Here is a 13,524-nt window from a genome sequence, read left to right as displayed (position 1 = left end):
GCGGGGTGTCCCTGCGACCGGCCATCAGGTGCCGCGCCTGCGTCGGATCAGGGTCGCGACTCCGAGGATGTCGAAGCGCCACGCCATGGCGCCGGCCCCGAAGAGCAGGATCACGAGTTCGAGGACGACGGCCGGTACCGTCCGCCCGGCGCCCGAAGCCTCGATCCACCCGATGGCGAGCCTGCAGGCGAGGGCGGTCGCTGCGATGATGGAAACGTCGCGCCAGGGCACCGGCATCCGGATGCCGCTCGGGTCGCCGACGATGAAGACGAGGCACGCCAAGGCCTGTCCGACGACGACGGCGATGGCGGCGCCGGTGATCCCATACGGTGGGATCAGCACGGCCGAGAGGCCCGTGATGGTGACTAGGAGTGTGACGGACGCGACGGCGTCGAGGCGGCTCGACGCGGAAAAGTAGATCACCTGCCCGAAATAGTACGAGCGCAGCATCAGAAGGACGCTGGCGGCCACGAGGAGGGGGGCCACGCCGAGGGCGGCGGCGCGATAATTCGGCCCGAGGAGAATGGCGACCACGAGATCGTCGAAGGCGAGGAAGAAGACGCCCCCGAAAGCCGCGATGAGCGTCATGAGCCGCGCGGCGCCCTCCAGAACCGGGCGGGCGGCCTCCATGCCGCCGCTGCGCGCCTCCCGTTTGGCGATGGAGACGAGGGCGAGGGCGATGCTGTCGCCGAACACGACGAAGCTCTGTCGGAGAAAATCGGAGAACGCACCGTAAGCGCCGAGTTCGGCGACACCGACGCTCTGGCCGATGATGAGGCGGTCGATGGTTTGAGCCAGGGCCGCGGCGGCGAAGGACAGGACCAGGGGCCATCCATAACTCAGCAGGCGGCGCGCTTCTGCCCAGCTCCCGCGCCCGCCTAGGAGCGGTCCGATGGCGAAAAGCGGGGACAGGGCGGCCAGGATGTTGGCGAGTGCCGTCGCGAGCAGAAGATCGACGGCGTGCCCGGTCCAGAGGAGGACGCCGCTTCCGAGCACGAGAACCAGGATTGCACGCAGGACGATGGCGGCGGCCACGGCACCGACCTCGAGACGGGTACGGGCGATCTCGCAGGCCCCCTCGAACACCATCATGCCGAGGACGGCCGCCACGATGGCGGCGGCCGCGGCGGGCGCGACGATTCCGAGCCAGGCTCCGAGGGCGGCCGCCAGGGCGGCGAGGGCGATCATCGCCCCGAGCAGGCGCACGACGGTGCCGACCTGATCCGGCGCGCGTGCCTCTTCGTAGAGGGCGAAGAACGAGAACTTCGGCCACTGGCAGGTGGCGCCGTAGAGGACCAAGGCCCAGGACAGCATCAGAAGGTAGCCGCCATAAGCCTCCACCGGTGCGAGCCGGGTGAAGACCGCCAGGGACGCCATGTTGAGGGCCGCTCCAACTCCGCGCGAGCCGACATAGGTGAGGGTGTGGCGGGCGATCATCGATGATCCACGGATCGGGCGGGCGTTGCTGGACGTCGATGGCGTCCCGTCGCTTCCACGGTTCTGTTCCGCCCGTCGTCGACGCGGGCTTACCCGCTGGAGCCGCATCGAGCCCTAGCACGCCGGTGTTGCCGAGGTGTCAACGCAGTCGGACGGTGCCGATGGGGGGTCCCTTTCGCGCGCCGCCTTCGCTACACAGCGGAGATCGGACGCCCATCCGGCGCATCCACGGGAAGGGAGACGGCCGGTCACATGCAGGATTCGTCGCGATCCGATCCCGCCACCGCGCTCGTCGATCCCGACGTGCATGTGGAGAGCTTTCGACAGGCCCGCGAGGCGAGGCGCCTGGAGCTGGTGGAGGATTACGTCGAACTCATCGCCGACCTCATCGGTGACGGCGGCGAGGCGCGCCAGGTCGACATCGCCGCGCGCCTCGGCGTGGCCCAGCCGACCGTCGCGAAGATGCTCAAGCGATTGGTGGAAGACGGCCTCGTCCAGCAGCGGCCGTATCGTGGCGTCTTCCTCACCACGGCCGGGCAGGCGCTTGCGGTGCAGAGCCGGGAGCGCCACCGCATCGTCGAGAAATTCCTGTGCGTCCTCGGCGTCAGCGCCGAGACGGCCCGGCGCGATGCCGAAGGCATCGAGCACCATGTCAGCGCCGAGACCCTGGAAGCCTTCCGGCGCTTCTCGGAGGGCAAGGTCTGAGGGGCGTCACCGCCCGATCGGCACCGCCCGTCCGCCATCGACGAGGATCTCCGCCGGCAGGGGGTGGCTGAGAAAGCCGGTCGGGCTCGCGGTCAGGCCGTAGGCACCCGATTGCAGCACGGCGACGAGGTCCCCGGCGGCGAGATCGGGCAGGAGCGCATTGCGCGCCAGCATGTCGAGGGGCGTGCAGAGGGGGCCGACCACGGCGCAGGGCGTGCGCACGCCACCCTGCGGTTCGACGACCGCGGCGACCGGATAGTCGCGCTTGACGATCTGCCCGAGATTCCCCGACGCAGCCAAATGATGATGCATGCCGCCGTCGGTGATGGCGAAGCGTTGCCCGCGCGAGATCTTCACGGCGCGGACCTCCGCCACGTAGATCCCGGCCGCTCCGACGAGATAGCGTCCCGGTTCGAGGACGATGCGCGCGGTCGCGAGGCCGGGAGCGGCGGCCACCATCGCGCGAAGGTTCGGGATGCCGGCGCCGACGGCGTCGAGGTCGAGGGCTGTATCGCCCGCGAAGTACGGGATACCGAGGCCGCCGCCGAGATCGACGGTCTCGAGGGGGCGCTCGATCCGAGCGGCGACCCGGGCGGCCAGCCGCAGGCCGTAGGCCCATTGGCCGAGGAGGGTCGCGGCGGAAAGCCCCTGCGTCCCGGCGAACAGGTGAAGGCCGACCAGGCGGAGGTCGGGTTCGGCCTCGACCCGATCGACGACGGCGTCCAGTTCCTCCTCGTCGAAGCCGAAGGGCGACGGCTTGCCGCCCATGCGCATGGCCCCGCCCTGCGCGTCCGGCCCGGGATTGATTCGGATCGCCACGGCGGTCTTGCATCCGTGCCGGGCGGAGGCCGCCGCGACGCGCTCCATCTCTTCGATATTCTCGAGATGGATCTCGCCGATGCCGCCGGCGACGACCCGGTCGATATCGGCCGCGCTCTTTCCCGGTCCGGCAAACAGGACCCGCTCGGATCGCACGCCGGCGGCCAGGGCCGCCTCGTATTCCGCACCCGATGCGATCTCGGCACCCGCTCCCGCCTCGGCGAACACGCGGATGACGGCCGGGCGCGGATTGGCTTTGACGGAATAATCGACCTCGGCGAAGCCCGCGACGGCCTGCGACAGGGCACGGTAGGCCCGTCGCATGAGATCGGCATCGTAGACGAAGAGCGGCGTGCCGTGGGCCCGTGCCAGGGCGGCGAGATCGAGTCCACCGACCTGAATCACCCCATCGTGCCTCGGGAAATCGGCGGCGATCAGGTGTTGGGCGAGACCGTCGTCAGACATCCCGGCGTTCCGCCGCGAGGCGCTTGTAGTCGATCTTGCCATTGGGCGTGACGGCCAGGGACGTCACCGTTTCGATGGTGCGGGGGACCATGTGGGGGGCCACGGTTTCCCGCAGGGCGCGGAGGGCCGCGTCGGGAGCCGGACCGCCCTCGGCGGGGATACCGATGGCATGGATGCGTTGCCCGAGACTCGGATCGGGCAGCCCGATGACCGCCACGGCACGGAAGCCGCCCGTTGCCATCAGCGCCGCCTCGACCTCGGTCGGGCTGACGCGAAAGCCCGAGGTCTTGATCATCGCATCGTCGCGGCCGACGAAGGTGAAATAGCCGTCCGCGTCCTCGACGACGATGTCGCCCGAGCGGCACACGGGTGGTCCGCCCGGAACGACGGGATCGGGCACCAGCACGCGCGCGGTGTCCTCGGGCCTGTTCCAGTAGCCGAGGGACACGGTCGGGCCGCGATGCATGAGGATTCCGGGCTCGCCCGGCGCAGTGGGGCGTCCGTCGGCGGTGACGGCGAAGATCTCGGTCTCCGGGATGGCGCGACCCATGGAGCCCGGGCGGGCTTCGAGCTCCGCGGGCGGGAGCCAGGTCGACCGGAAGGCTTCCGTCAGCCCGTACATCAGCACGATGTCCGTGTGGGGCAGCGCCCGGCGGAGGCGTGCGACGGTGTCCAGGGACACCGCCCCCCCGGAATTGGTGATGTAGCGCAGGCTCGTCAGATCCGCCGTGGCGAGGCGCGGCGCGGCGCGGGTCAGGAGGGTCCACAAGGTCGGCACCCCGGCGAGACCGGTGATCCCGTGTGTTTCGATGGCGCGCACCACTTCGTCGCCGAACCGGGCGTCGAGGAGCACGAGGCAGGCGCCCTGCTCGACGGCCGTGAGGAGCTGGTTCAGGCCGTAATCGAAGGCGAGGGGCAGCACCGACAGGATGCGTTCGTCCGGCGTGAGGCCGAGGTAGGTCCGCACGATGCGGGTTCCGGCGAGGAGGTTGGCGTGCGAGAGCATGACGCCCTTCGGCAGGCCGGTGGAGCCGGAGGTGTAGAGGATGGCGGCGAGATCCGGGGGCGGGGCCGGCCCGTCGCGCTCCGGCAGGATCAGGAGGACGCCGCCGGGCATCGATGCCTCGGCCTCGACCGCGAGACCGTCTCCGAGGGCGGCGCGCAAGACCGCTTCGGTCAGAAGGGCGCGTGCGCCGCAATCCTCGACGATGTGGCGGATCTGGGCCGCGCGCAGGCTCGGATGGATCGGCACGAAGGCGGCGCCGGCTTGCGCGATGGCGAACAGGGCCGCGCATTCGCCGGTGGATTTCGGCAACAGAACCGCGATCCGATCGCCGGGGCGGACACCGGCTTCGATCAGCCGGGCCGCCAAAGCGGCGACGCGGTCACGCAAGCCTGCGTAGGTCAGACGCTCCGCGCCGGCCACGAGGGCCGTGCGGTCCCCGGCCGGCCGGTCCAGCAAATGGTGAACGCGGGTCGGCCCTTCCATCGCCTCAGGCTCGATCCCGCTTGGCCGCGGCATAGGCCGCGAGGGCATCGATGCTCTCGAAATGGGCGAGGGCGAACGCGTCCTCCTCGATCTCGAACCCGAAGCGTTCGCCGAGGTCCATCATCAAATCGAGGACGCCGATGGAATCCAACGCGTCGCTCGTCACCAACGACGTCCGGCCCGTAATGGCGTCGGGAGCGAGACCGGGATTGCGCCCGAGGATGAACGCGCGGATGGCCTCGCGTGCTTCGCTCACCGTCTCCACGCTGTGTCTCTCGACCAAGGCTCGCACTCCACCGGACGCCCTTGCGGGGACGTGACGCGATTAAGCCATGCGAGGTGCGCGTGTCCATGCGGGGGGTGCGTTCGCGAGCGAACGTCAGACGGAGCCCACTGCTTCTGCACTCGCCGTTTCGGGCATCGGCTCGCCATCCGGCACCACGTCGACCTCGACCTTGAGCTTCTGCGAGCCGGATGACGAGACGATGCCGTCGATGGGCGAGACGTCCGTGTAGTCGCGTCCGCGCGCCACGACGATGTGGTCGTCGCACATGCCGATTCCGTTGGTGGGATCGAGGCCGATCCAGCCCTCTCCGCACCAGACCGAGACCCAGGCGTGGCTTGCATCGGCGCCGCGCAGGCGGGGGCGCCCGACGGGGGGAATGGTGCGCAGGTAGCCGCTGACATAGGCCGCCGGCAGTCCGAGACCGCGCAGGCCCGCGATCATGATGTGGGCGAAGTCCTGGCAGACCCCGGCCCGAAGGGCGAACGATTCGGCGAGCGGGGTCCGGACGGAGGTCGCCTTGGCGTCGAACCGGAAATCCTTTCGGATGCGCTGCATCAGGTCGAAGGCGCCGCCATAGGCGCTACGCCCGGGCGGAAAGCTCGTCCGCGCATATTCGGTCACCTCGGGGGCGAGGGGCACGCGAATGCTGGGGAAGAGAAAGTGCACCGGTGCGTCCGGCGCGAGTGACCGCCGATCCAACGCGCCGTCGCGGACCCGCTCCCAGGACGGCCCGGATTCGGGCGCGGGTGCGGGGGCGCGCGTGACGTCGACCCGCGAAAGCGACTCGACCCGTAGCTCCGTATGCGGGGTGTCGATGGTGACCGCCACCACGTCGAGGCCGAAATAGTCGCGCCGGACCACGCGCTGGCGCGGCTCGGGGGTGATGGTGAGGGTGCTGCCCAGCACCGTCTGGCCCTCGCCGTCCGTCGGGCGCAGGCGTAGGCCGCAGCGGGCGTAGCGGACGGGCCGGGCGTAGCGGTAGGTCGTGAGATGGCGCAGCGTGTAGATCACCCGAGCCCCACGAGCTTCTCCGGCCGCAGGGCGTGCGGACCATTGGGGAAATAGCGGGTCGCGATGGCGTCGGCCAAGCGCTCGAATTCGTTCTCCAGGCGCGCCAGGGTCGCACCGTCGAACTCGGCCGCTTCGCCCGTGGCGAATTCGGCACCGATCCTGGCGGCGAGGCGCTGATGCGGCTCGGGCAGTCCATCGACGCGGAGCGTCGGCAGATCCGACAGGTGCCGCTCGATGGCGACGATCTGGAAGGCGACGGAGCGTGGATTGAACGGATCGAGCAGTACCATGTCGCGCACGGGGTCGAGGGCGGCCCCCTGCATGTAGCGTGCGCCGAAGGCGATATGCGAATCGCAGAGCGAGAGCATCACGCCGAGATCCTCGGCGGTGGCCGCATCTCCGGCGAACTGGGTCGCGAAGGCGCAGGTGTTGATCACCCGCTCGATGCGCCGCCCGAGATCGACGAAGTGCCAGCCCGCCGTGCGGTTCATGTTCTCCTGCGCCAAACCCGCGAGCGCGGCGATGAGACCGAGGCCCCGCTCGGCCAAACCGACGAGTTCGGCCTCGGAATAGGCACGGGCGTCGCCGATATCGAGGAGGTCCTTGAGATCGGCCAGAACCCGCCAGGCTTCGCCCGAGAGCCGCTCGCGCAGGATCGCCGCGTTGGCGCGTGCCGAGAGGCTGTGGCACAGGGCGGAACCGAAATTGTCGCGCTCGCTCAGGGCCTCGCGCGCCAAGGTGGCTGTGGGGAGATCGGGGGCCGAAATCGCCCCCCAATCGTCGAGAAGGGCTCGGATCCGCAACGAGGTCGGAGACCGTGCATCACCGACGATATCGGCGCTGACGGCGGCGCCGACGCTGCCGAGATGCGCGACCACGAGACGGATCACCGCCTCCGCCCGCTCGACGTAGCGCCCGAACCAGAACAGGTTGTCGGCGGCCCGCGACGGCAGGTGTCCGGCGATTCGACGCACCTTCTGGGTCGCGGGCTGAATCGTCGGGACCGACTCGACGGGGCCGTCGGAGAGGATCCAGACGTCGGCCGCCTTGATGCCGGCGCGCATCTCGATGGGGTCGAGGTCGGCACGCTCCGAGATGCGGCAGAAGCCGCCGGGCATCACCCGCCAACCCTCCGGCGTCATCGCGGCGAACACCCGCAAGGCGAAGGGGCGGGGCACGAGGTGAAGGGAGCCGCCGGTGCGATCCCAACCGGGCGTCGTCGCGAGGGGCGCCCGCTCCTGGGCGACGTAGTCGAACGGTCGGTCGCGTAAGGCCGACACGACCCGTTCGCGGTCCGCCCCGAAGGCGAGGGGGGCCATGATCGCGTCGCGGGCCATGCCCTTGGGGGGCGTCGCCACCGGCCGGAGCGTCAGGGCGTCGAGGTTCTGGCGCACATGGGCAAGGCTGTCTGGATCCCCGCACCACCAGGTGCGCGGGCCGGACAATCGAAGGTCGGTGTTCATCATCTGCCGGGCGATGCCGGGCAGATAGGCGGCGAGGGCACCGGACTCGAGGATGCCGGAGCCCGGCATGTTGCCGACGACGAGGCTTCCATTGCGTAGGGCCTCGATCAGGCCCGGGACCCCGAGGCGGGACGACGGGTTCAGTTCGAGGGGGTCGACGTAGTCGGAATCGATGCGGCGCCACAGGGCATCGGCCCGCTTCAGGCCCGAGACCGTGCGGACATGGAGCGCGCCGTCCTGCATCACGAGGTCGTCGCCCTCGACCAGGAGCAGGCCGAGATAGCGCGCGAGCACCGCCTGCTCGACATAGGTCGAACTGAACGGGCCCGACGTGAGCAGGCAGATGCGCGGGTCGCTGCGCTGGGAACCGAGGGCAAGTCCCTGCCGGAGGGCCTGAAAGAACGGCGCCAGACGCTCGACGTGGAGATCGGTGTAGAGATCCGGAAAGGCGCGGGTGAGCACCATCCGGTTCTCCAGGGCGTAGCCCGGTCCGGACGGCGATTGGGTCCTGTCGGCCAGCACCTGCCAGCGCCCGTCGGGTCCCCGGGTGACGTCGGCGGCATAGAGCTTGAGGAAGCGACCGCCCGGCGGCGTGATGCCCGCGAGGGGTCGCATGAATTCCGGACTGCCCGCAACGACTGCGGCCGGGAGGAGACCGCCGGCGACGAGGCGGTTGGGGCCGTAGATGTCGGCGAGGATCGCTTCCATCAGCTCCGCCCGCTCGACGATGCCTGCGCTCAAGTCCTGCCAGTCGGCCGCCTCCACCACGAACGGGAGGGAGCCGAGCGGCCAAGCGTGATCGCGCTTGTCGCCGTAGATCCGGTAGGAGATCCCGGTGTCACGGATGTGGCGTACCGCCGAGACGAACCGGGCGGCGATATCCACCTCGGTGAGGTCGCCGAGGTGGTCGAGGACGCGCGTCCAGGCCGCGCGCGGCTTGCCCGAGGCGTCCATGAATGCATCGGGTACGCCGGAAAGCGGCCGGTAGCCGGAGGTCCAGCGTGCCAGCCGTTCCGCCCGCCCGGAGACCTCCGCCTCGGCCGCAGCGCTCATCGCGGAGCCGGGCTCCGCAGGTCGAGGGTCATCGGGAATTCCCGATTGGTCTCCTCCACGGGCATTTCGACCTTGCCGGGGGTGTGGCCGTGGGCCTGGAAGCGGGCAAGGCGCCGTCCCTCTGCCTCGTAGGTGTTGACCGGGAAGGTCTCGTAGTTGCGCCCGCCCGGATGGCTGACGTGGTAGCGGCAGCCGCCGAGCGACCGGCCGCTCCAGGCATCGAGAATGTCGATGGTGAGCGGCGCGTGCGCGGGGATCGTCGGGTGCAGGGAGGAGGCCGGCTGCCACGCCTTGAAGCGCAGGCCCGCCACCGCCTCGCCGGCCGTGCCCGTGCCGGTCATCGGCAGGCGACGTCCGTTGCAGGTGATCACGTGCCGGCCGGGCACGAAGCCCTCGACCTTGACCTGCAGCCGCTCCACGGACGAATCGACGTAGCGCACGGTTCCCCCGATGGCGCCTTCCTCACCCAGCACGTGCCAGGGCTCGAGGGCCTGGCGCAGTTCCAGCTTCACGCCGCCATGCTCCACGGTCCCGAACACGGGAAAGCGGAACTCGCGCTGCGCCACGAACGCGGCTGGATCGAAATCGTAGCCGGCGCCCCGGAGATCCTCCAGCACGTCGAGGAAGTCGGACCACAGGAAGTGGGGCAGCATGAAGCGATCGTGCAGACCCGTGCCCCAGCGGACACAACCGCCCTCCTGCGGCTCGCGCCACAGCCAAGCCACGATGGCGCGCAGCAGGAGTTGCTGGGCCAGACTCATGCGCGGGTCCGGCGGCATCTCGAACGAGCGGAATTCGAGAAGCCCGAGCCGTCCCGTCGGGCCGTCGGGCGAGTAGAGCTTGTCGATGCAGATCTCGGAGCGGTGGGTGTTGCCCGTCACGTCTACGAGGATATTGCGGAAGATGCGATCGACCAGCCAGCGCGGGATGTTGGGCTCGTCGGGCTTCGGCACCTGCGCCATGGCGATCTCGAGCTCGTAGAGTCCGTCGTGGCGCGCCTCGTCCATGCGTGGAGCCTGGCTCGTCGGGCCGATGTAGAGTCCGGCGAACAGGTACGACATGGCCGGATGGCGTTGCCAGTACAGCACCAGGCTCTTCAGGAGGTCGGGCCGGCGCAGGAACGGTGAATCCGTCGGCGTGGCGCCGCCGAGCACGACGTGATTGCCGCCGCCGGTGCCGGTGTGGCGACCGTCGGTCATGAATTTCTGCGCGCCGAGGCGGATCTGGCGTGCGTCCTCGTAGAGGTCCGTGGTGATCGTCACGGCATCGCGCCAGGACGGAGCAGGATGGACGTTGACCTCGATGACGCCGGGGTCCGGGGTGACCTTAATGACGTTCATACGCGGATCGAACGGCGGCTCGTAGCCCTCGATGTGCAGGGTCTGCTTGAGTTCGGCCGCCGCGTCCTCGAGATGGCCGAGGAGTTCGAGATACTCGTCCACCCGTTCCAGGGGCGGCATGAATACGTGAATGATGCCGTTGCGCGGCTCCACGGCGAAGGCCGTGCGCACCGCGACGCCGGTCATGCCCGACCCGTTGATGGTCTCGGCGCCCGGATGGCCTTCCGGCAGGGCGTCGCGTGCCTCCAGGGGGTCCTGGGGCTGGTAGTAGGGATAGCTCTGCGGCGGCACGTAGGGCAGCGACGAGAGCGGCAAGCGGTAGCCGACGGGGGAATCGCCCGGCGTGAGGAAGGCGTGACCGCGCCGGAACTCCCAGGCTTCCGAGACCCAGATGCGGTCCGCAGCACCCTCCCGGCCTGTCGGAAGGCTCGCTAGCGGCAACGCGTATCCGGCGGGAGCGCCGAGCCCGCGCTCGAACACCCTCGCCATGCGAGCGTTGGTCTCGGGATTCGGAAATCTCGGTTCCGAGGTGGTGACGTTGACGGGAAGCTCATCGCGCTTTTCCGTCCAGTAGACCGGATCCTCGAAGGCGGGAAAGACATAGGGACCGAGCCCGATGCGCTTGGCGACCCCGTCGATCAGGGCCTTGGCTTGGGTCGCGTTGGCGTCGCGCGGTCCATCCTCGGCGGCAATCAGACTGTCGTCCTTCCACACCGGCACGCCGTCGCGGCGCCAGTACAGGGCGAAGGCCCAGCGCGGCAGGCTCTCGCCCGGATACCACTTGCCCTGGCCGTAATGGAGCATGCCGCCGGGTGCGAAGCGCGTGCGCAGGCGCCGGATGAGCTTGTCGGCCAAGCCGCGTTTCGTCGGTCCCACGGCGGCGGCGTTCCACTCCGCCGATTCGAAATCGTCGATGGACACGAAAGTCGGCTCGCCGCCCATGGTCAGGCGCACGTCCTGCTCGGCCAGATCCACGTCGATGCGGTCGCCGAGCGCGTCCATGGCCGCCCAGATCTCGTCGGAGAACGGCTTGGTGATCCGCGGGGCCTCGGCGACCCGCGTCACCGTCATCTCGAAGCCGAACGCGACCTCGGCCGGCTCGGCGAGCCCCGAGATGGGCGCGGCCGAGTTGTAGTGCGGGGTCGCGGCGAGCGGGATGTGGCCCTCGCCGCAGAGAAGGCCAGACGTGGCGTCGAGACCGATCCAGCCGGCGCCCGGGAGATAGACCTCGGCCCAGGCATGCAGGTCGGTGAAATCGGTGGAGGTCCCGACGGGGCCGTCGACCGCGGTGGTGTCGGGGATGAGCTGGATCAGGTAGCCGGAGACGAAACGGGCGGCCATCCCGAGGCGGCGCAGGATCTGCACCATCAGCCACGCGGAATCGCGGCACGAACCGCTCTTCAGGGTCAGGGTCTCGGCGGCGCTCTGCACGCCCGGCTCCATGCGGACGCCGTAGGTGATCTCGCCCGCCACCTGGGCGTTGAGGGCCACGAGGAACAGGACCGTGTTCGGTTCGGCCGGAAGGCGGGTCAGGAATTCGTCGACCTCAGGCGCCATGGCCTCGTCGAGCACGAGGTAGGGCTTCAGCTCCGCCGTGAGATCGTCGGCGTAGGTGAAGCCGCGCGCCTGGGCATACTCCTCCACGAAGAAGTCGAACGGGTTGATCACCGACATGTCGGCGGTGAGATCGACCTCGATCTTCAGCTCGGTGGTCTTCTCGGGGAAGATGAGGCGCGCGAGCCAGTTTCCGTTCGGGTCCTGCTGCCAGTTGATGAAGTGGTTCTCGGGCAGGATCTTGAGGGAGTAGGCCGGTACGGCGGTGCGCGTGTGCGGCGCGGGCCGCAGGCGGATCACCTGTGGACCGAGCGCGATCGGCCGGTCGTAGGTGTAGTGCGTGACGTGGTGCAGGGCGGCTTTGATCGACACGGGGACTCCCGCAGTACCAGGGCGTGGGGCCGGAGGGGCGTGGACACGCCCGATCCGGCTGCGGAGAACCGGGCCACCGCCCTGCGGTGCTCCCGGGGGATGCTGTCTTCAAGCCATACGCCAACGGTCGCGCTTGTGCGATGGGCTTGCCGACGATGTGCCGTCGTGCCGTGGGGCACAGACCTCGCATCGAAGCGAGTCCGTAAGCAAGTTCCGTGCATGATCCGCTGGCGGCCCGGTCTGGGAACATAGTCGGACGCCACCGCTTAGCTCACCGCGTCGGGGGGCGGGTCGTTCCCGGTGGGCACGTGGTGCTTGAGGGTGGTAAGGGACGGGCATCGGAACGGCATCATGAAGATCTTCCAGTGCCAGGCCTGCGATCAGCCCGTCAGCTTCGAAAGCACGGCTTGCGAGAGCTGCCAGCGCCGCCTCGGCTATGTGGGCGAAGTGCACGAGATGTCGGCATTGGAGCCCGTCGGCGAGATCTGGCACGCCTATGCCAACCCCACCCGAAAGTACCGCTTCTGCGCCAATGCGGAGCACGGCGCCTGCAACTGGCTCGTGCCTGACGACATGCCGGAGCGGTACTGTACCGCCTGTCGTCACAACCGTGTGGTGCCGGACCTCGGCATCACCTGGAACCTCACGCGCTGGCGCCAGATCGAGGCGGCCAAGCATCGGCTGTTCTACTCCCTGCTCCGCCTGAACCTGCCGCTGATGAACCGGACGGAGAATCCCACCACGGGGCTCGCCTTCGATTTCCTGGTCGACCCGTCGGAGAGCTACCGCATCGGGCCGCCCGTCCTGACGGGGCACCACAGCGGCATCATCACCCTGAACATCGCCGAGGCCGACGACGTCGAACGTGAGCGGCGGCGGATGCTGTTCGGTGAGTACTATCGCACCCTGCTGGGGCACTTCCGCCACGAGATCGGGCATTACTTCTGGAACGTGCTGGTGCGGTTCGACCAGAGTTTGTGGACGTTCCGGTCGCTGTTCGGCGACGAGCGGGACAATTACGGCCGTGCACTGCAGCGGCACTACCGGGAAGGCGCACCGCCGGACTGGGAGGAATCCTACGTCAGCGCCTACGCCACCAGCCATCCGTGGGAGGATTTCGCCGAGACCTGGGCACAGTATCTCCACATCGTCGACACGGTGGAGACGGCCGGCACCTTCGAACTCCACGTGCGGCCGCGCCTGCGCAACGGGCCGGCGGACCCCGTCGTGATCGACTACGATCCCTACCAGATTCCGGATTTCAGCCGCCTGGTCGAAGCGTGGCTGCCGCTCACCTACGCGGTGAACTCCCTGAGCCGCAGCATGGGGCAGCCGGCGCTCTACCCGTTCAAGCTGACGCCGGCGGTGATCGCCAAACTGTCCTTCGTCCACGAGCGCATCGTCACCATGCGGTGCATGGGCCATGGCATGGACAGCGAGGAGGCCGGATCGGAAATCCTGAAGGCGGTCATCACCGGTCTTCGCAAGCGCGTCGCTGCACCGAACGTCTGATGTCCGGCGCTGTCGGTC

At 69.2% G+C, this 13,524-nt stretch carries 9 protein-coding genes; 2 read left to right on the top strand and 7 right to left on the bottom strand.

The features are described from left to right. Nucleotides 1-24: 24 nt before the first annotated feature. On the bottom strand, nt 25-1,437 hold the full coding sequence (locus ASF25_RS08875) for an oligosaccharide flippase family protein (RefSeq protein ID WP_056304383.1): 1,413 nt from the start codon (nt 1,435-1,437) through the stop codon (nt 25-27). A gap of 252 nt (nt 1,438-1,689) precedes the next feature. Here ASF25_RS08875 and mntR point away from each other — a divergent pair, with 252 nt between their 5' ends. Then, nucleotides 1,690-2,142 carry a manganese-binding transcriptional regulator MntR gene (gene mntR / locus ASF25_RS08870; RefSeq protein ID WP_056267662.1) on the top strand — a complete coding sequence of 151 codons (453 nt, stop codon included), beginning with the start codon at nt 1,690-1,692 and terminating at the stop codon, nt 2,140-2,142. A gap of 6 nt (nt 2,143-2,148) precedes the next feature. Here the strand turns inward: mntR and ASF25_RS08865 are convergent, their stop codons facing one another. The 6 genes from ASF25_RS08865 to ASF25_RS08840 form a co-directional block, all read right to left on the bottom strand. Then, nucleotides 2,149-3,426 (bottom strand): type III PLP-dependent enzyme, encoded by a 1,278-nt coding sequence (locus tag ASF25_RS08865; protein ID WP_056304382.1) that lies wholly within the window; start codon nt 3,424-3,426, stop codon nt 2,149-2,151. Further along, nucleotides 3,419-4,915 carry an AMP-binding protein gene (locus ASF25_RS08860; RefSeq protein ID WP_056304381.1) on the bottom strand — a complete coding sequence of 499 codons (1,497 nt, stop codon included), beginning with the start codon at nt 4,913-4,915 and terminating at the stop codon, nt 3,419-3,421. Before ASF25_RS08860 ends, ASF25_RS08865 begins: the two co-directional genes overlap by 8 nt. Before the next feature lie 4 nt (nt 4,916-4,919). Further along, a complete protein-coding gene (locus tag ASF25_RS08855) occupies nt 4,920-5,171 on the bottom strand; it encodes an acyl carrier protein (protein ID WP_056176188.1) in 252 nt (83 codons plus the stop codon). Between the two features lie 123 nt (nt 5,172-5,294). Beyond that, nucleotides 5,295-6,212: a transglutaminase family protein gene (locus ASF25_RS08850; protein ID WP_056304380.1), complete on the bottom strand. Its 918-nt coding sequence runs from the start codon at nt 6,210-6,212 to the stop codon at nt 5,295-5,297. Further along, nucleotides 6,209-8,728, bottom strand: coding sequence for a circularly permuted type 2 ATP-grasp protein (locus tag ASF25_RS08845; protein ID WP_056304379.1), 2,520 nt, complete (start codon nt 8,726-8,728; stop codon nt 6,209-6,211). Before ASF25_RS08845 ends, ASF25_RS08850 begins: the two co-directional genes overlap by 4 nt. Next, nucleotides 8,725-11,994, bottom strand: coding sequence for a transglutaminase family protein (locus ASF25_RS08840; protein WP_056304378.1), 3,270 nt, complete (start codon nt 11,992-11,994; stop codon nt 8,725-8,727). The genes ASF25_RS08845 and ASF25_RS08840 overlap by 4 nt, the downstream gene beginning before the upstream one ends. Nucleotides 11,995-12,345: 351 nt before the next feature. On the opposite strand from ASF25_RS08840, the gene ASF25_RS08835 reads away from it, so the two are divergent. After that, entirely contained in the window at nt 12,346-13,506 is a 1,161-nt protein-coding gene (locus ASF25_RS08835) for a putative zinc-binding peptidase (RefSeq protein ID WP_056304377.1), read from the top strand. Nucleotides 13,507-13,524: the final 18 nt, after the last annotated feature.

Source organism: Methylobacterium sp. Leaf100 (genome assembly GCF_001422845.1).
Classification (GTDB): domain Bacteria; phylum Pseudomonadota; class Alphaproteobacteria; order Rhizobiales; family Beijerinckiaceae; genus Methylobacterium.
Note: the sequence above shows the minus strand (reverse complement) of the source record. Positions and strands in the feature narration are given on the sequence as shown.